16 protein-coding genes are annotated in these 17,739 nt (G+C 29.8%); 2 read left to right on the plus strand and 14 right to left on the minus strand.

What is annotated here, in order from left to right:
• Positions 1–3: 3 nt before the first annotated feature.
• Positions 4–972 (minus strand): FAD-dependent oxidoreductase, encoded by a 969-nt coding sequence (locus VC03_RS05765; protein ID WP_052727718.1) that lies wholly within the window; start codon positions 970–972, stop codon positions 4–6.
• The gene (gene tyrS, locus VC03_RS05770) at positions 972–2,189 is read right to left on the minus strand and encodes a tyrosine--tRNA ligase (protein WP_046329084.1); all 1,218 of its coding nucleotides are present in this window, start codon (positions 2,187–2,189) and stop codon (positions 972–974) included. Before tyrS ends, VC03_RS05765 begins: the two co-directional genes overlap by 1 nt.
• A 112-nt stretch (positions 2,190–2,301) precedes the next feature.
• Between tyrS and VC03_RS05775 the strand changes: the two genes are divergently transcribed.
• Positions 2,302–3,375, plus strand: a complete 1,074-nt coding sequence (locus tag VC03_RS05775) for a glycerate kinase (RefSeq protein ID WP_046329085.1) — start codon at positions 2,302–2,304, stop codon at positions 3,373–3,375.
• A gap of 67 nt (positions 3,376–3,442) precedes the next feature.
• Positions 3,443–4,246, plus strand: coding sequence for a 5'-nucleotidase, lipoprotein e(P4) family (locus VC03_RS05780; RefSeq protein WP_046329086.1), 804 nt, complete (start codon positions 3,443–3,445; stop codon positions 4,244–4,246).
• Between the two features lie 26 nt (positions 4,247–4,272).
• Here VC03_RS05780 and VC03_RS05785 read toward each other — a convergent pair whose 3' ends face one another.
• From VC03_RS05785 to VC03_RS05840, 12 genes are all read right to left on the minus strand, one after another.
• Positions 4,273–4,713 carry a nucleoside 2-deoxyribosyltransferase gene (locus VC03_RS05785; RefSeq protein WP_046329326.1) on the minus strand — a complete coding sequence of 147 codons (441 nt, stop codon included), beginning with the start codon at positions 4,711–4,713 and terminating at the stop codon, positions 4,273–4,275.
• Position 4,714: 1 nt separating this feature from the next.
• On the minus strand, positions 4,715–5,941 hold the full coding sequence (locus VC03_RS05790) for a phosphoglycerate kinase (RefSeq protein ID WP_046329087.1): 1,227 nt from the start codon (positions 5,939–5,941) through the stop codon (positions 4,715–4,717).
• 73 nt (positions 5,942–6,014) lie between these two features.
• A complete protein-coding gene (gap, locus tag VC03_RS05795; protein ID WP_046329088.1) occupies positions 6,015–7,025 on the minus strand; it encodes a type I glyceraldehyde-3-phosphate dehydrogenase in 1,011 nt (336 codons plus the stop codon).
• Between the two features lie 64 nt (positions 7,026–7,089).
• A complete protein-coding gene (locus VC03_RS05800; protein WP_046329089.1) occupies positions 7,090–7,944 on the minus strand; it encodes an RluA family pseudouridine synthase in 855 nt (284 codons plus the stop codon).
• Positions 7,944–10,448: a DegV family protein gene (locus VC03_RS05805; protein WP_046329090.1), complete on the minus strand. Its 2,505-nt coding sequence runs from the start codon at positions 10,446–10,448 to the stop codon at positions 7,944–7,946. The genes VC03_RS05800 and VC03_RS05805 overlap by 1 nt, the downstream gene beginning before the upstream one ends.
• A 19-nt stretch (positions 10,449–10,467) precedes the next feature.
• On the minus strand, positions 10,468–12,240 hold the full coding sequence (locus VC03_RS05810; RefSeq protein ID WP_084710378.1) for a ribonuclease J: 1,773 nt from the start codon (positions 12,238–12,240) through the stop codon (positions 10,468–10,470).
• The gene (gene mrdA, locus VC03_RS05815; RefSeq protein WP_046329092.1) at positions 12,227–14,119 is read right to left on the minus strand and encodes a penicillin-binding protein 2; all 1,893 of its coding nucleotides are present in this window, start codon (positions 14,117–14,119) and stop codon (positions 12,227–12,229) included. The genes VC03_RS05810 and mrdA overlap by 14 nt, the downstream gene beginning before the upstream one ends.
• A gap of 3 nt (positions 14,120–14,122) precedes the next feature.
• On the minus strand, positions 14,123–14,437 hold the full coding sequence (gene rsfS, locus VC03_RS05820) for a ribosome silencing factor (RefSeq protein WP_046329093.1): 315 nt from the start codon (positions 14,435–14,437) through the stop codon (positions 14,123–14,125).
• 7 nt (positions 14,438–14,444) lie between these two features.
• On the minus strand, positions 14,445–15,416 hold the full coding sequence (locus tag VC03_RS05825) for a LytR C-terminal domain-containing protein (RefSeq protein ID WP_046329094.1): 972 nt from the start codon (positions 15,414–15,416) through the stop codon (positions 14,445–14,447).
• Positions 15,417–15,428: 12 nt separating this feature from the next.
• The gene (locus VC03_RS05830) at positions 15,429–16,139 is read right to left on the minus strand and encodes an RsmE family RNA methyltransferase (RefSeq protein WP_046329095.1); all 711 of its coding nucleotides are present in this window, start codon (positions 16,137–16,139) and stop codon (positions 15,429–15,431) included.
• The gene (gene ruvB, locus VC03_RS05835) at positions 16,133–17,131 is read right to left on the minus strand and encodes a Holliday junction branch migration DNA helicase RuvB (protein ID WP_046329096.1); all 999 of its coding nucleotides are present in this window, start codon (positions 17,129–17,131) and stop codon (positions 16,133–16,135) included. The genes VC03_RS05830 and ruvB overlap by 7 nt, the downstream gene beginning before the upstream one ends.
• 2 nt (positions 17,132–17,133) lie before the next feature.
• On the minus strand, positions 17,134–17,727 hold the full coding sequence (locus VC03_RS05840) for a hypothetical protein (RefSeq protein WP_144406240.1): 594 nt from the start codon (positions 17,725–17,727) through the stop codon (positions 17,134–17,136).
• Positions 17,728–17,739: the final 12 nt, after the last annotated feature.

Raw genomic sequence — 17,739 nt, forward strand, 5'->3', positions numbered from 1 at the left:
TTTTTAGTGGTTTATAATATAATTAAAAGCTGATAGTGCTGCTTTTGCACCTTCACCCAACGCTATTATTATTTGCTTGTAAGCTACATCAGTACAGTCACCTGCAGCAAATATACCGTCAACGTCTGTTCTATTAACACTATCTATCTCTATTTCACCTATTTTGTTTGTCTTAACTAAGTCTTTAAAATTATCTGTATTAGCTTTTAGCCCTATTTCAACGAATACGCCATCTACTTTTAACTCTCTATCTTCATTAGTTTTTCTATCTGTTACTAATATATTAGTTACAAATTGTTCTCCTCTAATTTCCTTTATTGCTGTATTAGTTAGTATCTTTATCTTTTCATTTTCTTTTGCTTTTTCTTGTAAAACTTCATCTGCTTTCAATTCTGGCATAAATTCTACTACTGTAACAGATTTTGCAATATTTGATAAGTCTATGGCTGCTTCTATACCTGAATTTCCACCTCCAGCTACTACTACATCAAGATTTCTGTAAAATGGTCCATCACAAGTTGAACAGTAATGAACACCTCTACCTTTAAATTCACTTTCACCCTTAACATTTAGTTCTCTATGTTTTGCTCCAGTTGATATAATTACAGTTTTTGTTTTAAACTCTACACCATTATCAGTTACAACTGTCTTTATTTTACCATTTTCAATCTTATTCACTAAATGTCCCTTATAGAAAGGAATTTCATACTCTTTAGCGTGTTTTTCTAATGAATTTACAAATTCTGGTCCTGTTGTAGAAATAGTACCTATAATATTTTCTATACCATTAGTTGTACTTACTTGACCTCCTATAGCATCTGCAATAATCCCAACTTTTAATCCTTTTCTAATTGAATATATCGCTGCTGATATTGCACTTGGTCCTGCACCTATTACAATAACATCATAAACACTATCACTTCTCATTTCACTAAAATCTTTTTCATTTAAATTAAGACTTAAATCAAACATCAGTCCTCCTTTTTGATTCTTACAATCTTCTTCTTTCCTGCCTTTATTATCATACCATGTGATATTTCTATTACCGCCTTATTATCCTTAACCACATCGTCATTTACTTTAACAGCACCTTGTTCTATAAGTCTTCTTGCTTCACTAGTTGATTTACAAAAATCAAGTTCTTTAACTAATAGATCTATTATACCCATGCTACTAGCACTAACTTCTTTTGTAGGCAACTCTATATCAAGATTTTTCTTTGAGAATAAGTTTTCAAAATATTCTCTTGCTTTTTTAGCTTCTTCACTAGAGTAATATATCTTAACTAATTCTTCTCCTAATCTTTTCTTTGCTTCCATAGGATGAACTTCTTTTTTAATTCTTTCTATTTCTTCTAAAGGTACTTCTGTTAATTGTTCATAGTAAACGTACATTAAGTCATCAGATATAGACATAATTTTACCAAACATATCATTAGGTGTGTCAGTTATACCAATATAGTTATTAAGTGATTTACTCATTTTTTCCACACCATCTAAACCTACTAGTATAGGCATTAGCATACATACTTGTGGTTCTTTTCCAAAATCTCTTAATAAGTCTCTACCCTTTAAAATGTTGAATTTTTGTTCTGTAGCACCTAATTCAACATCTGCTTCTAAATGTACTGAATCATATGATTGAAGTATAGGATACATGAATTCAACTAATGATACAGGCTTATTCTCCTTAAGTCTTTTTGCAAAGTCTTCACGTGATATCATTTGTGAAACTGTAAATTTAGACATTAAACTTAAAAAATCTGATAAACTTAGTGATTCCAACCATTCATGGTTATACATTACTGTCATTTTATGTATGTCTAATATATTCCCTATTTGGCTTAGATAAGTTTCAATATTCTTTTCTATTTGTTCCATAGTAAGCATTTTTCTTGTTTCACTCTTACCAGTTGGATCTCCTATTCTTGCTGTAAATGTACCAATTAAGAATATTGGTTCATGTCCTAAATCTTGGAATTGTTTTAACTTTCTAAGTGGTACAGCATGACCTAAATGTAAGTCACTACCAGTTGGATCTATTCCTAATTTAACTTTTAATCCTTTACCTGTTCTAATACTTTTTTCAAGTTTTTTCTTAAACTCTTCCTCATTAATTAATTCTTCACAACCTCTTTTTAGAATGTTAAATTGTCTTTCAACTTCTTTTTGAATTTCTACTTCAGTCATAATTATCTCCTGTCAATTTTATTTTACATTTTTTATTTATTTTTTTCAAGTAGATTGTATCATATTATATAATTATGTTCAAATATTATGGTATAATTAGTTGAGGTGAAATATGAAAATACTTATTGCTCCAGATTCATTCAAGAACTGTTTAAGTTCACAAAAAATCTGCGAAATTTTTAGAAAAAATTGTATTAATGATGTAATTACTTGTCCCATGGCTGATGGTGGCGAAGGAACTGTAAATACTTTAGTTAATGCAACTAATGGAAGATATATAACAAAAAGAGTGCATGGACCTAATTACAATAAGGTTTATGCAACCTACGGTATTTTAGGTGATAAAAAAACTGCTGTAATAGAAGTTGCTAGTTGTGCTGGCATAGCATTGGTTAAAAAAAGAAATCCTTTTTACACCACTACATATGGTCTTGGAGAATTAATACTAGATGCTCTAGACAAAGGAATACGTGACTTCATAATAGGACTTGGTGGCAGTAGCACTAATGATGCTGGAATAGGTATGCTACGTGCTTTAGGGATTAAAATGTACAGTACAGATAAAACTGAAATCATACATGCAAAAGATATATGTAAGATATGTGAAATAGATAGAACACATTTTGATAAAAGAATTAAAGAATCTAATTTTTTAATAGCTAGTGATGTTACTAATCCTTTTACAGGTATTAATGGAGCCTCATTTGTTTTTGGACCACAAAAAGGTGCAACAAAAAGTATGGCTAAAAAACTAGATGATAATTTTAAACATTTTGAAAAAATTTTAGGAAGGAATTTAGAATTTAAAGGTGCTGGTGCTGCTGGAGGATTAGGTGCTTGTTTTGTTGTGTTCTTTAATGCAAACTTAGAAAAAGGCATAGATATTGTAAACCGTATCTGCAAATTAGAAGAAAAGATTCAAGATGCCGATATTGTCATTACTGGTGAGGGTAGATCAGATAGTCAAACAAAATTTGGTAAAACACCTTACGGTATCTTATGCCTAGCAAAGAAATACAATAAGCCTGTTTATCTATTCTCTGGTAGAATTATTGACAGCGAAGAACTTTTAGACTTGGGCTTTGATAAATTAGTGGAAATAAGTCCTAAGGATGTGACTATGTCATATGCAATAAGGAATACCAAAAGATTTTTAATTGAAACAATAAAACGCATAGGAATATAATAACTTACCTTGATTTTATGCATTTTTCAATATACAATATTAGTATCTTAATTAGGAGGTTTTCCAAATGAAATTATCTAAAAAAGTATTTGCTTTATTAGCAACTACTATTACTATAGCAAGTTTTGCAGCAGACAAAACTTATACATTAACTGCTAACCAATTAATGGCTAGAGAAAATACTATGAGTACTTATTGGTACCAAACATCTGTTGAAGCTAAAGCTCTATACCTTCAAGGTTACAAGCTTGCAACAAAGAACTTAGCACAAATCATTAAAAAACATCACAAAAAACCTATAGCTATTGTTCTTGATATAGATGAAACTGTATTAGATAATAGTCAATATCAAGCACAAAATATTAAAGATGGTACTGAATTTGATTCTAAAACTTGGGATGAATGGGTACAATTAGGTAAGGCTAAAGCTGTTCCTGGTGCTAAAGAATTTTTAAGATTTGCTAATAAGAATAAAGTTAAAATCTTCTTTATCTCTGATAGAGCTGGTAATCAAGTAGATATTACTAAGAAGAATCTTGAAAATGAAGGAATACCTGTTCAAAGTACAAAGAGTCTATTATTCAAAAATTTAGGTTCAAAAGTTGAAAGAATGAATAATGTTAAAAAACATTATGATATCGTAATGTTATTCGGAGATAACATCTGTGACTTTGGAGACTTTTCTACAACTTCAATGGCAGATAGAGAAAAGAAGTTAGAAGAAGTTAAAGCTGAATTTGGTGATAAATTCATTATCTTCCCTAACCCTATGTATGGTACATTTGAAAGAACTATTTACAAAGAAAAGAAAGCAAAAACAACTGAAGAAAAAATGGAAGTTAAACACAATTTACTTAAGGGATATAAATGAAAATACTAAGGCTTACGCCTTAGTATTTATTTTACAATTTTTTTCAACTCTTCTACCACTTCATTAAATGAATATACTAATTTACCATATTTTAATATTCCACCTAAAACAAAGTGATTCATTCCATATGTTGGTATATCATACTTGTTACTAGATTTTAATCTAATATCTGAATTTATTCCAATTATTATCTTCCCATATGCTATTGCTAAACCAAGTTCAACCATAACTCCAGCATCTTCATTTGTTAAATCAAATATTGCAATATCACAATTTTTTACAGCGTTTGCATCATTTGTATAAATTTCTTCTGGTGTAGGTAAACTTTGCTTATTTTCATTAAAAGGTTGATCTATTGGATTAAATATATCTAAGTTAGGAAAATTTTTTCTTAAAATTCTCCCTTCTTTTTTTCTTTGTTCTACTTCTGCTTCATTGAATAAAGCACCTGCTAAATATACCTTCATATTATTCACAGCTACATCCACAAGACTTGTTGTCTATTGCTGCTAATCCTGGTAATACTTTTCCTTCTAAGTATTCTAATGATGCTCCACCACCTGTTGAAATGTGTGAGAACTTGTCGCTGTATCCTAATTGGATTGCAGCTGCTGCTGAATCTCCACCACCTATAATTGTAATTGCATCTTTTAAGTTAGCTATAGCTTCACAAACACCTATTGTTCCCTTAGCATAGTTACTCATTTCAAATACTCCCATAGGTCCATTCCATACAACTGTCTTTGCACCTTCTAATTCTTTCTTGAATAATTCTACAGTCTTTTCCCCTATATCTAATCCCATATCATCAGAAGCTATATCTTCTACTGATACTGTCTTATGAGGTGCATCATTATTAAATTCTTTTGCAACAACTGTATCGATAGGTAATACTAACTTAACACCTTTTGCTTCAGCTTTAGCTAAAATTTCTTTAGCTAAGTCTAGTTTATCTTCTTCTAATAGTGATTTACCTGTATTTAATCCCTTAGCTTTTAGGAATGTAAACATCATTCCACCACCTATTAGTATTTTATCAGCTTTTTCAATTAAGTTTTCTATAACTGCAATCTTGTCAGAAACTTTAGCTCCACCTAAAATTGCAACATAAGGTTTTTTAGGATTATCAACTGCACCACCTAAGAACTTTATTTCCTTTTCCATTAGGTATCCAACAGCTGTATTTCCTTTTAAGTTTTCAGAAATTCCAACATTTGAAGCATGTGCTCTATGTGCTGTACCAAATGCATCATTTACGAACATATCTCCTAAACTTGCCCAGTATTTACCTAATTCAGGATTGTTCTTTGATTCAGCCTTACCATCTAAATCTTCAAATCTTGTGTTTTCAAACATTAAGATTTCACCATTTTTTAAGTTTGAAATTGCATCTTCTAATTCTTTACCTCTTGTTTGTGGAACGAATTTAACTTCTTGTCCTAAAAGTTCTGCTAATCTTTTTGAAACAGGTAATAATGTCTTACTCTTCTTATCTGCTTCTTCTTTTATACGTCCTAAGTGTGAGAATGCAATAACTTTAGCTCCTTTACTTAAAAGATATTTTAATGTAGGTAATGCTGCTTTTATTCTATTATCATCCTTAATTACACCTTCTTTAATAGGTACATTAAAATCTACTCTTACTAAAACTTTTTTACCTAAAACTTGTAAATCTTCAACAGTTTTCTTTTTCATGATTTCCTCCAAAATAAGGCTTCTGGCATAACATAATGCTAGAAGCCTTCAATAATTTTTATTTTATTAAAGCTTATTTTGATAATTCAACAAAATATTTTAATGTTCTTATTAATTGAGCTGTATATGACATTTCATTATCATACCATGCAACAGTTTTAACTAATTGATGATCTCCTGCTTCAATAACTTTTGTTTGAGTTGCATCAAATATTGATCCAAAGTGGCTTCCAACTATATCTGAAGATACGATTGGTTCTTCATTGTAACCAAATGATTCTGTTGCAGCTTTCTTCATAGCTTCATTAACTTCTTCAACTGTAACTTTTTTCTTTAAAACTGTTACTAATTCTGTTAATGATCCTGTAGGAACTGGTACTCTTTGTGCAGCACCATCTAATTTTCCTGCTAATGAAGGGATAACTAATTTAATAGCTTTTGCTGCACCTGTTGTATTAGGAACAATATTTACAGCTGCTGCTCTTGCACGTCTGAAGTCTCCCTTTCTGTGTGGTGCATCTAATGTGTTTTGGTCTCCTGTGTATGCGTGTATAGTTGTCATTGATCCACATTCAATACCAAATACTTTTTCTAATACGTTAGCCATTGGAGCTAAACAGTTAGTTGTACATGAAGCACCTGATATAACAGTTTCAGAACCATCTAAGATTTCGTGGTTTACGTTATATACTACAGTTTTAACACCGTCTCCTTTTGCTGGAGCAGAAATTACAACTTTCTTTGCTCCTGCTTTTATGTGAGCTTCTGCTTTTTCTTTCTTAACAAAGAATCCAGTACATTCTAATACTACGTCTACACCTAATTCTCCCCAAGGTAATTCTTCAGGATTTGCATTAGAGAATGATTTAATTGTTTTACCATTAACAACAAATGCTCCTTCTTCTACTTTAATTTCACCATTAAATTTCCCTTGTGATGAATCGTATTTAAATAAGTGTGCTAACATTGCAGGATCTGTTAAATCGTTTACTGCAACTACGTCAAATTCTGGATCGTTAATCATAAGTCTTAATGCAAGACGTCCTATTCTACCAAATCCATTAATTGCCACTTTTACTGACATAATATATACCTCCTTAAATTTTAAAAACTATGTTATCTTTTTAACGAATACATTATAGCATTTTTTAATCATTTTTTGAATATTTTTTTAATATTTTTTTCATATCATCATACGCTTCTATTGTTATGTCCATTTTTTCTTTTGTTCTTGGGTGTATAAATTCTAAGCTATATGAATGTAACATCTGCCTTTTGACATCGTTATTTTCTTTATCACTGTACAACTTATCTCCTAGTATAGGATGGCCTATATGTGATAAGTGTACCCTTATTTGATGCGTTCTACCCGTAAATAGTTCACACTCTACCAAAGATATATCTCTTTTTTCGTTATATTCTATTGGTCTAACCTTGGTCTTTGCATACTGACCTTTTTCATCAATTATTCTTTTTATCTCATTTTCAGGTCTATATATATTCTTTTCTATTATAGTTTCCTTTTCTAACTTACCTTCTACAATAGCTAAATATTTTTTTCTAACATTACCATAATTTTGTAAAAAAGACTGTGTATAGCTATTTTTAGCTACTATTATCAATCCTGTTGTATCCATATCAAGTCTATTATAGAACCTTGGAACAGTGTTTAAATAGTAAACCACTCCATTAGCTAAAGTTACATCAACCTTTTTTAGAGTAGGATGTGTTACAAGTCCATATGGCTTATTTATTATCAATAAATCTTGATCTTCATAGACTATATCTAATTCCATTTGTATAGGCTTAATATTTGTCTCTTTTTCTTTTTCAACAACTTTTAATGTCCCACTTGATGGTAATTTTTTAGTTAACCTTACTTGCTTATTATCCAAATATACAAGTACTCTTCTCAAACTTCTTGATGAATAATTTTGAATTTCTCGTAAATATTCAGATATTTTCATTCTGTGTGTACTTCTATCTAGTCTAAATGATTTCATTATAGTAATTTAGGTATAATTAGTATTCCATAAACAGGCCCTGCATGTGTACCAACAGTTGCACCTATTTCTTTCATTGGACTAATAACCGTAACCTTTCTATTTTGTTTGAAGATAGATGTTAACTTGCTAGCTTGTTCTACTTGACTAGAAGTTCCACCTGCTCCTGATAATAGATATATGCTATGTTTTCTAATTCTTTCATTTATTGCTTTTTCTAGATATCTAGTTATACTATTTTCTCCACCTAAAACCTTCTTTTCTACATATAAAGAACCATTGGCTATTGATAGTATAGGCTTCATATTTAATAAGTCCCCTATTGTTTGTGCTGCCTTAGAAATTCTTCCTCCTAGGTATAGGTATTTTAAGCTATCAACAACTATGTATAATTTCATATTATCTCTTAATTTATCAAGATAATTTATAGTATAGTCTATACTTCTTCCATTTCCTATTAACTTAGCTGCTTCTTGTACCATGTATCCTAATTGTACTGAAATAGCTTTAGAGTCGTATATGACAATACTGTCTTCTTTTTTTATCATTTCCCTTGCTAATTTAAGTACATTTTGAGTACCAGATAATTTACTTGACAATGGTATAACTAATATTTTCTTATACCCTCTATTAAATATTTCTGTATATGTATTTACTATATCCTTAGGTGAAGGTTGAGCTGTTCTAAATTGCTTATCTTGATTAACTAATATATCCCAGAATTCTTGTTTTGTAATATTTTCTTCGTCCCTATATTCAACTCCATCACAATCCATTCTAGTTGATAATATTGTAATACCTTTACCTATAACTTCATGTGGGCTTAATTCAGATGCTGAATCTGTAATTATTGCAACATCTGGTTGATTTTTTGGCTTATTATCTATGTAAATATAGTAATCATAATTTTCTTGCTTACCTTCAATAAACTTAACATTTTCAACTAATTTTGAATTTAATTTATTGAACTTATCACGTATATTTTGATATATTGTATTACCTTCAACAACAGTAATATTTAGTGTATATTCTGTAACTAAATTAGATATTATCTTATCTATAGCTTCTTCTAGTGTCTTAGTTACAAACATTATCTTAGTATTAACTAATACTAAATAATCATCCACCTTTATTTCCATTCCATCTACAACTGTTTCTCTTACAGCTCTTGTAATTTCAATAGAACTATTAATGCTATTTAATTTATCCTTTTCTTCTATTGTTATTTTCGGATATTTCAAATAGAACATACCTTCTAGCATAGTCTTAGTTGGAATTACAATTAGTGGTGTACTAATTTTTTCCATAGCAAGATTTGCTGCTGCTATTACATTCTTGTTATTTGGTAATACATATACATTGCTATATCCTTCTACCTTACTAACTGCATTTACTATGTCATTAACACTAGGATTTTGACCTTGTCCACCTAATATTACAACATCTGCTCCTAATTCTAGGAACTTATCTTTCAATGCTAGTGTATCAGCTAGGATTACATACGCATCTTTTCTTAAGAACTTCTTCTTATTAACAAATATTTTTGCAAGTCCTTTTTCATCCTTTAGTACATTTTCATTTTGTACTTTCATATTTTCTATTTTAACTTTTTCTAATTCTCCATTTTGTATTGCCTTATCTATTACAATTAATGGTGTATTGGTATGTATATGAACCTTAAATCTCTTACTTGATGCTGCAAATACAGCTGAATCTCCTAATTCTAGTAGTTCAGATTTTAACTGTTCTCTATCAAAGTCTTCCTTTATTTGAATGATAAACTCTGTACAAAACTTATATTTAATTTCTTCTTGATTGTGATTTATATTAAGTATAGTTTTGTCATAGTCACTTTCAACAACTGATGCTTTAGTTAGTAGCTCTAGCTCTGTTAGTATTTTGCACATACCTACAAAGAAATAGAATAATCCCTTACCTCCTGAATCTACAACTCCTGCTTCTTTTAATTTAGGTAGTAACTCTGGAGTTAACTCAACAGCTTCATTAGCAATTTCTACTATTGCGTCTATAAACTCATTAAAAGTTTCAACATTTCTTACTTCATTTGCCTTTTCAGAAACCATTCTAATAACTGTTAGCATAGTACCCTCAACTGGTGTATCAACTACTTTATACGCTAACTCTTTTGCTGCAATTAATGCATCTGCTACATCGCTAGGACTTAACCTTTTTTTGTCTCTAACACTACTTAAAAATCCTGTTATTATTTGTGATAATATAGTTCCAGAATTTCCTCTTGCACCTATTAAAACAGCATCTTCAACTACATCTGATAAAGTTTTCATATCTGTTTTATCAGTAGTATTTTCCATAATTTCATCTATCATATTCTGAACTGTCATAGACATATTCGTTCCTGTGTCGCCATCAGGGACTGGATAAACATTTAATTCATTAAGATATTTCTCATGTCTTTTTATCCATTTTGCCCCACCAATTAAGACTCTACGTAGTCTTTTAGCGTCCATATATTTTATACCCATAGGTTCTTTTACCCTCCTATTATACTTCAAGAATTATTGGTAATACCATTGGTGATCTATCTGTTTTCTTGTATAGATAATCTGATATTTTCTTTCTTAGTATTTGTCTCATCTTTGTTTTATCAGACAAATTCTTTCCTTCTATATTCTTTAATTCTAGTCTTATCATTTCTTTTGCATCACTTAATAATTGTTCTGCATCTTTAACATAAACAAAGCCTTTAGTTACTATTTCAATATTGTAGCCAAACTTACCTGTCTTATATAAAGGTATATTTGCAACAAATATTCCATCATCTGCCATACTTTGTCTATCTTTTAAAACACTATTACCTATATCACTAATTCTTGATCCATCAATTAATGTTAAGCCTGCTGGTACTTTGTCTTCTACCTTACAACTATCATGTGTTAGTGCTATTTTAAATCCATTTTCAGCTAAAATTACATTTTCAGGTTTAACACCTGTCATTATAGCAGATTCTTTATGTTTTTTTAACATACTGTATTCTCCATGTACTGGCATAAAGAAAGTTGGCTTAATTAAATTCAACATTAATTTTTGTTCTTCTTGACTTGCGTGTCCTGATACATGCACACCAACTGATCTTTCAAACACAACATCGGCTTGTTTTTTTAGAAGTTGATTTACATTTCTACTAGTAGCTTTTTCATTACCTGGTATAGGTGTTGATGAAATAATTACAGTGTCTGTTTCTCTTAATGTAATATACTTATGTGTGCCATTTGCAATTCTTGATAATGCTGCTAGTGGTTCTCCTTGAGTGCCTGTACAAATTACCATGACCTTATCTTCAGGCATTTTTTCAGCCTGTGTGATATCTATCATAATTCCCTTTGGCACATCTAAATATCCTAATTTTTCACAAATATCGAATATCTTTAGCATACTTCTTCCATCTATAGCTATTTTTCTATCAAATTGTGCTGCTACATTTATTATCTGTTGTATTCTGTGTACGTGTGATGCAAATGCTGCTAATATTACTCTCCCTTTTGCTTTTGAAACTTCTTCTGCAATATTCTTACCTACTGATTTTTCTGATGGTGTATATCCTGGTACCAATGAGTTAGTACTATCAGATAATAACATATCAACACCTTCTTCACCTAATTTTGCAAGCCCTGCAAAATCGAAGCCATCACCCTTTACTGGTGATAAATCTATTTTAAAATCTCCAGTATGAACTATTGTAGCTCCTGGTGTTCTAATACATATTGCACAAGCATCTGCTATACTGTGTGTTATACTTATAAATTCAGCTGTAAAATATTTTGATAATTTTATAACTTTTCTTGGAACAACTGTGTGTGTCTTTGGTTTTTTTATTTCTTTTTTTTCAAACTTTGCCTTAGCTAATGCTAGTGACAACTTTGTTCCATACATATCTATTTGATTACCTAATTTTTGGTATAAGAAGGGTATTGCACCTATGTGATCTTCATGACCATGTGTGATTAATAGGGCTTTTATCTTACTGACATTAGCTTCCAAATACGAAATATTAGGTATTATTAAATCTATTCCTAAATGTTCATCTGATGGGAAAGATAAACCTGCATCTACTATTATCATTTCATCCTTATACATAAATGCCGTCATATTCTTACCAACTTCTTCTAAACCACCTAATGGTATTATATATGTTTTTTCTATCTTTTCATCATCCAATGGACGTTTTTTTCTAGTTCTAAATACTCTCTTTTTTATGGTAGGCATAGAAGTTATTTCTTTTAATTTTTTTGACATTTTAACTTTATTTTCTTCCATTATCTGTTTCTTCTCCTTTCTTATAGAATTTTTCAATAAATGCTCTTGCTTTTTGCCCAGCAGCAACTCCACCGTATCCTCCGTTTTCAACTAAACAGACAAATGCTATTTGTGGATTATCAGATGGGAAATATCCTGCTATCCATGAGTGATTTGCTCCTCCACTATTTTGTGCTGTCCCTGTTTTTGCACTTACTTTAACATATGGTAGTCTTAATATCTTAGCTGTACCACTTGGTGAAGAAACTGGCAACTTTAATGCTTCTTGCATTTGCTTTATTGAGTTCATACTTATATCTAATTTTCTCTTTATTCTTGTCTTATTATTTCTTGTATTACCACTTGAATCAACAAATCTATCTACAAGTGTTGGATACAACATAACCCCATTATTTGCTATTGTTTGATATATCATTAATACTTGCATAGGTGTTAGTAATATATATCCTTGTCCTATAGACATATTAATCATATCTCCTGGTAGCCATACTTGTTGTGATTTCTTCTTGTATCTCTTCTTCTTCCATTCTGGTGTTGGAAGTACTCCTTCTTGTTCTCCAGAAATATCTATTCCTGTTCTTTGACCTATACCAAATTCTCTAGCTATTCTAAAGAAATTATCTCTTGGTATTTTCATTATGAAGTTATAGTAATACGTATTTACAGATTGTTCTATTGACTTATAGAAATTAGTATATCCATGTCCATATTGGTGTGCATCTCTAAAAGTTACTTTACCATAAGTAAATGTCCCTGTTGAGTTTACACCTTCTTGTGGACTTATACCTGAATTTAATATTGATAAACCTGTAACAGCTTTAAATGTTGACCCTGGTGGGTATAGCCCTGCTATTCCTTTATTAACTAGTGGTGTAGCCTTTGAATTAACTAAATTGTTCCAATCGTCTTTATTCATCTTAGAACTTAGTAAATTTGCATCTATTTCTGGTGAACTAACAAAGGTAATTATCTTACCTGTTTTTATATCCATAGCAATAAAGGCCCCAGGATTTGAACTAAATATATCTGTCATATATTGTTGTAAGTCTAAATCTATTGATAAATATACATTATCTCCACCAATAGCATTAGTTTCATCCAACTTTTTAATAATATTACCCTTAACATCTACTTCAACAAATTCTTGACCATCTGTCCCTTTAAGTTGCTTATCATATTGTTTTTCTATACCTTTTTTACCTATTAAATCATCAACTAAATATCCAGCATTTTTTAAAACCTTATACTCTTCTGCTGATATTAGCTTAACGTAACCTAATATGTGTGAGGCAAGTTTCCCTTTAGGGTAATTTCTTTTATTATACTCAACTATATCTATTCTATCATTTGGTAATTTTTCTACTTCTTTTAATGCAATGTCTTGAGGTATATCTTCTACAACGGTTATAACCTTATCAAACCCCATAGTAGGTGTCTTATAGAAAGTTTCTAATATTTCATCAAAACTAGAATTAGATATCTTTGAAATATATGAAATATCAAAAAACATCTCATCTAATTTTGCTTTTTTCTTACTGCTTAGTGTATTATACATACTTTTATTATTACCATTCATTTGTAATAATATGTTCTTTTCTTCCAAGCTCATAGTCTTTGTTTGAAGATGTATTATCTTATACCCTGTAACATTATCTGCTAAAATTTGACCATTAACGTCATAAATTTTACCTCTTGCAGCCTTTATTACATTTTCTCTCAAACTATTTTTCATAGCTTTTTCTCTATACATATCCCCATTTAAAATTTGAAGATAGAATAATCTTAAAATTAATAAAAGAAATATACACCCAACTATGAAAAGAAAATATGTTATTCTTTTCCCTTCACCTTCGGTGTCCATTACCCTTCTTGCTTTCATTATCTAAATTTCTCCATAAAATTTATCTAGTTCATAGTAATCTCTTGCATCCTTAGTAAATACATTTACTAAAATATCTTTCCCATCAATTAAAACCCAGTCACTATCTGCTTGTCCTTCAATTGAATTAATACTATCCATTGTATCTTTAACAGCATCTACTATTGCATCTACATTTCTTTTTGAACTACCTGTACATATTATTGAATAATCATAAAACGGTGTCTTATTTATTACAGAATAAACTTTAATATCTTCACCTTTTTTGCTTTCAATAGCATCTACAATATTCTTTATTCTTATTTCTATATCTAACATTTTTCTCCTATCTTGAACTTTGTATTATTAGACCTTGCTTTATACTATTATCTTCTTCTAGCTTAGCATCATTTAATATGCTTTGTAGCTTTTTAGCTATTAATATATCTTCCTTGTTGTATTTAATTACAACACCATCTGTAACATTTTCATCTTTTTTAACTACTACCTTATACCCTTCTAGCATATTTTGTAGTTCTGTACTTCCATTTTTTGTAAGTATATTAATAGGGTAATTAACTTTTTCATCATTTCCAGTTATTAGTACTACATCACTATCTGGTTTTAAATTAGGATCATCTAAAACTTTAATATATTTAAAGTTTAAGCTGTTAATAAGCTTAGATAATTCTTGATCTGTCAACTTATGGTTTACAATATATGTGAAATTAGAAGGTTTTCCATAGTTTTCAGCATTATATTGCATCTTCAAGTTATTAACCAAAGCATCACCTAATTCTTTTGCAAATCCTGGTATACCATTTGCATTTAATATTTCTACTTTTTTACCTTCTAGAGAAACATTAGGATCTACTTCATCACCATTTTTAACGTCTATTATATCCGTACTTAATTCACTATTAATTAGTCCTTCACCATCTTGACCAGCTAATAAATCAGCAAGTTTTACACTATCAACCATAGTCTTACCATTTACTTTGTATGTAGGTAATTCTGTATAATTACTAGGTTTAGAACCTCTTTGTATATCAGTTATACCATGTGGGAAATACTTTGTTAAATCTACTAAAAGTTTCTTTTCGTCCTTTATTTGCTTACCCATAAAACTGAAGAAATAGTCATCAACCTTAGTATCTTTAGTTAAATATGTACCACTAGGTATTTCAATTACTTCATCATCATAGTACACATAATAACTATTTCCAACTAGAACTAATCTATTCCCTTTATTTGTATCTTCTTTTATTCCACATGAAAATATACTAATTAATGATAATATTAACAAAAACTTTTTCATAATACTCCTTTTTTAATATCCATAAATATGAGCTAAAACTGCAGACACCACTATTGCTGCTGTTTCTGCTCTTAATATTCTATTACCTAAGCTAATCTCAATTGCTCCTTTTTCAGTCAATTTACTGCATTCATGTTGCGTAAATCCACCTTCTGGACCAATTATACACAAAACATTTTTATCTTGTTTTGTTACCGCTTCATTTATCTTTATACTCTCACAAGAATTTTCATAAAGATATATTACTTTATCATACAATGAAAAATCAATATCATTTAACCTCATGATATCTAATATTTCTGTTCTTCTTATTGCACGACATTGTTTCATTGATTCTGTAACTATATCTTCCCATTTATCCTTTTTTGTATCTAGTTTTACTACGACTCTTTCAGTCTTTAGAGGTATTATACCTCTAACTCCTATTTCTGTTAATTTTTGTATTAATAGGTTCATCTTATCGTTTTTTATAAGGCCAACTGCGACATCTATATTTATACTTAAATTATATATATCCTCTTCTTTATTTTCTATCTTAGCTAAAACTTCTTTTTTTGATATTTTCAAAAGACTACATAAGTACTGATAAGTTCCATCTGTAACACGGATATTATCACCTACTTTTAGTCTATATACATTAACCATATGACGTATGTCTTTTTCATTTGTTATACTAACATAATCAACATTAACATCTTTTTTATCTACGACTATACTTAGCATTCATCCACCTTTATTCCCAAATGATTATATGCTTTTTCAGTTACAACACGTCCTCTGTGTGTTCGTTTTATAAGGCCATTTTTTACTAAATATGGCTCATACACTTCTTCTACTGTTCTTTTATCTTCACCTAAAAGAAGTGACAAAGTTTCTAGTCCAACAGGTCCTCCGTTATAGTTTTCTATTATTTTAATTAATATTCTTCTATCCATAGCATCTAGTCCATATTCATCTATTTCTAGCATATCTAATATCCCTATAACTGACTTTTCATCTATGACGCCATTACCTTTAATCATAGCATAATCTCTTGCTCTTTTTAATATTCTATTGGCAAGTCTAGGAGTACCTCTACTTCTTTTTGCCATAATATCTATAGCATCATCTTCATAAGGTATTCCTAGTATATTTGCACCTCTTTTAATTATTCTAGATAATTCATCCGTAGTATAGAATTCCATTCTATGTGAAACTCCAAATCTATCACGTAATGGTTTAGATAATTTACCTGCATTGGTAGTTGCTCCAATTAAAGTAAATTTAGGTAAGTCTATACGTATACTTTTAGCACCATGTCCCTTACCTATTAGTATATCTATTTCACCATCCTCCATTGCAGGATAAAGTATTTCTTCTACACTAGTATTTAATCTATGTATTTCATCTATAAATAAAATATCGCCATCTTCTAATGAAGTTAATATTGAAGCAAGATCTCCTGATTTTTCTAAAACAGGCCCTGATGTTATTTTAATATTCCTATTCATTTCATTAGCTACTACATATGCAAGCGATGTTTTCCCTAATCCTGGTGGTCCGTATAGAAGTATATGATCTATAGGTTCATTTCTTAATTTCGCAGCTTTGATGTATAGTTTCATAGCTTCTTTTAATTTTTCTTGACCTATATAGTCATCAAAAGTTTTTGGTCTAAGATTGTTTATACTATTATCTTCTATATGTTCTGATAAATCTGTAAATCTATCTTCCATCTTTATTTTCCTCCATTGAAAGTTATAACAATCTTGTATGTTTTAACAGAATTTTCTTGTACCAACAATTTATTCTTGTCTAATTTACCATATTTTTTTTGTAACATAACACCATAACTATTTAAAATAGGTATTACTGTATTACTTTTTGACTTATTTTTATCACTATTTCCTGCTTTAACTTTTACATTTCCTATGTTTATAGTTTCGTTTATAGCATTAACTGTTCTTTTTATTTGTTCACTGCTGCTTTTCAATTCATAATTAATATTACTTTTTCTACTAATGGGCTTATTTGAGAAATTGATTATAGATATCCTATCTTGAGTATTTTGCTTATTATTTCCCTCACCCAAAAAGTATGTTATATTAAGTCCTATTGAATTACCATTTTTAAAATATGATTTTAAGTCAGAAACTCCCTCTTCTAATTCTTTTTTGTAAACAGCTTCCAATAGTATATTATCATTTTTTGTGTTTATATTAAACTTTGATTCTGCAACATTAGGATTCTTATCCTCATTTATTTTTATCCTATTGTCTGCTGCTAAAAGTGCTACAGACATCATGAAGAAGAGACAAAATATTTTTTTCATATCTCCCTCTCT

The sequence above is a fragment of the Sneathia vaginalis genome (assembly GCF_000973085.1).
GTDB classification, from domain to species: domain Bacteria; phylum Fusobacteriota; class Fusobacteriia; order Fusobacteriales; family Leptotrichiaceae; genus Sneathia; species Sneathia vaginalis.

Excerpts from the sequence above, each read along its gene's own strand:
- VC03_RS05765 (WP_052727718.1), bottom strand. The coding sequence starts at position 972 with ATGTTTGATTTAAGTCTTAATTTAAATGAAAAAGATTTTAGTGAAATG.
- tyrS (WP_046329084.1), bottom strand. The coding sequence starts at position 2,189 with ATGACTGAAGTAGAAATTCAAAAAGAAGTTGAAAGACAATTTAACATT.
- VC03_RS05775 (WP_046329085.1), top strand. The coding sequence starts at position 2,302 with ATGAAAATACTTATTGCTCCAGATTCATTCAAGAACTGTTTAAGTTCA.
- VC03_RS05780 (WP_046329086.1), top strand. The coding sequence starts at position 3,443 with ATGAAATTATCTAAAAAAGTATTTGCTTTATTAGCAACTACTATTACT.
- VC03_RS05785 (WP_046329326.1), bottom strand. The coding sequence starts at position 4,713 with ATGAAGGTATATTTAGCAGGTGCTTTATTCAATGAAGCAGAAGTAGAA.
- VC03_RS05790 (WP_046329087.1), bottom strand. The coding sequence starts at position 5,941 with ATGAAAAAGAAAACTGTTGAAGATTTACAAGTTTTAGGTAAAAAAGTT.
- gap (WP_046329088.1), bottom strand. The coding sequence starts at position 7,025 with ATGTCAGTAAAAGTGGCAATTAATGGATTTGGTAGAATAGGACGTCTT.
- VC03_RS05800 (WP_046329089.1), bottom strand. The coding sequence starts at position 7,944 with ATGAAATCATTTAGACTAGATAGAAGTACACACAGAATGAAAATATCT.
- VC03_RS05805 (WP_046329090.1), bottom strand. The coding sequence starts at position 10,448 with ATGGGTATAAAATATATGGACGCTAAAAGACTACGTAGAGTCTTAATT.
- VC03_RS05810 (WP_084710378.1), bottom strand. The coding sequence starts at position 12,240 with ATGGAAGAAAATAAAGTTAAAATGTCAAAAAAATTAAAAGAAATAACT.
- mrdA (WP_046329092.1), bottom strand. The coding sequence starts at position 14,119 with ATGAAAGCAAGAAGGGTAATGGACACCGAAGGTGAAGGGAAAAGAATA.
- rsfS (WP_046329093.1), bottom strand. The coding sequence starts at position 14,437 with ATGTTAGATATAGAAATAAGAATAAAGAATATTGTAGATGCTATTGAA.
- VC03_RS05825 (WP_046329094.1), bottom strand. The coding sequence starts at position 15,416 with ATGAAAAAGTTTTTGTTAATATTATCATTAATTAGTATATTTTCATGT.
- VC03_RS05830 (WP_046329095.1), bottom strand. The coding sequence starts at position 16,139 with ATGCTAAGTATAGTCGTAGATAAAAAAGATGTTAATGTTGATTATGTT.
- ruvB (WP_046329096.1), bottom strand. The coding sequence starts at position 17,131 with ATGGAAGATAGATTTACAGATTTATCAGAACATATAGAAGATAATAGT.
- VC03_RS05840 (WP_144406240.1), bottom strand. The coding sequence starts at position 17,727 with ATGAAAAAAATATTTTGTCTCTTCTTCATGATGTCTGTAGCACTTTTA.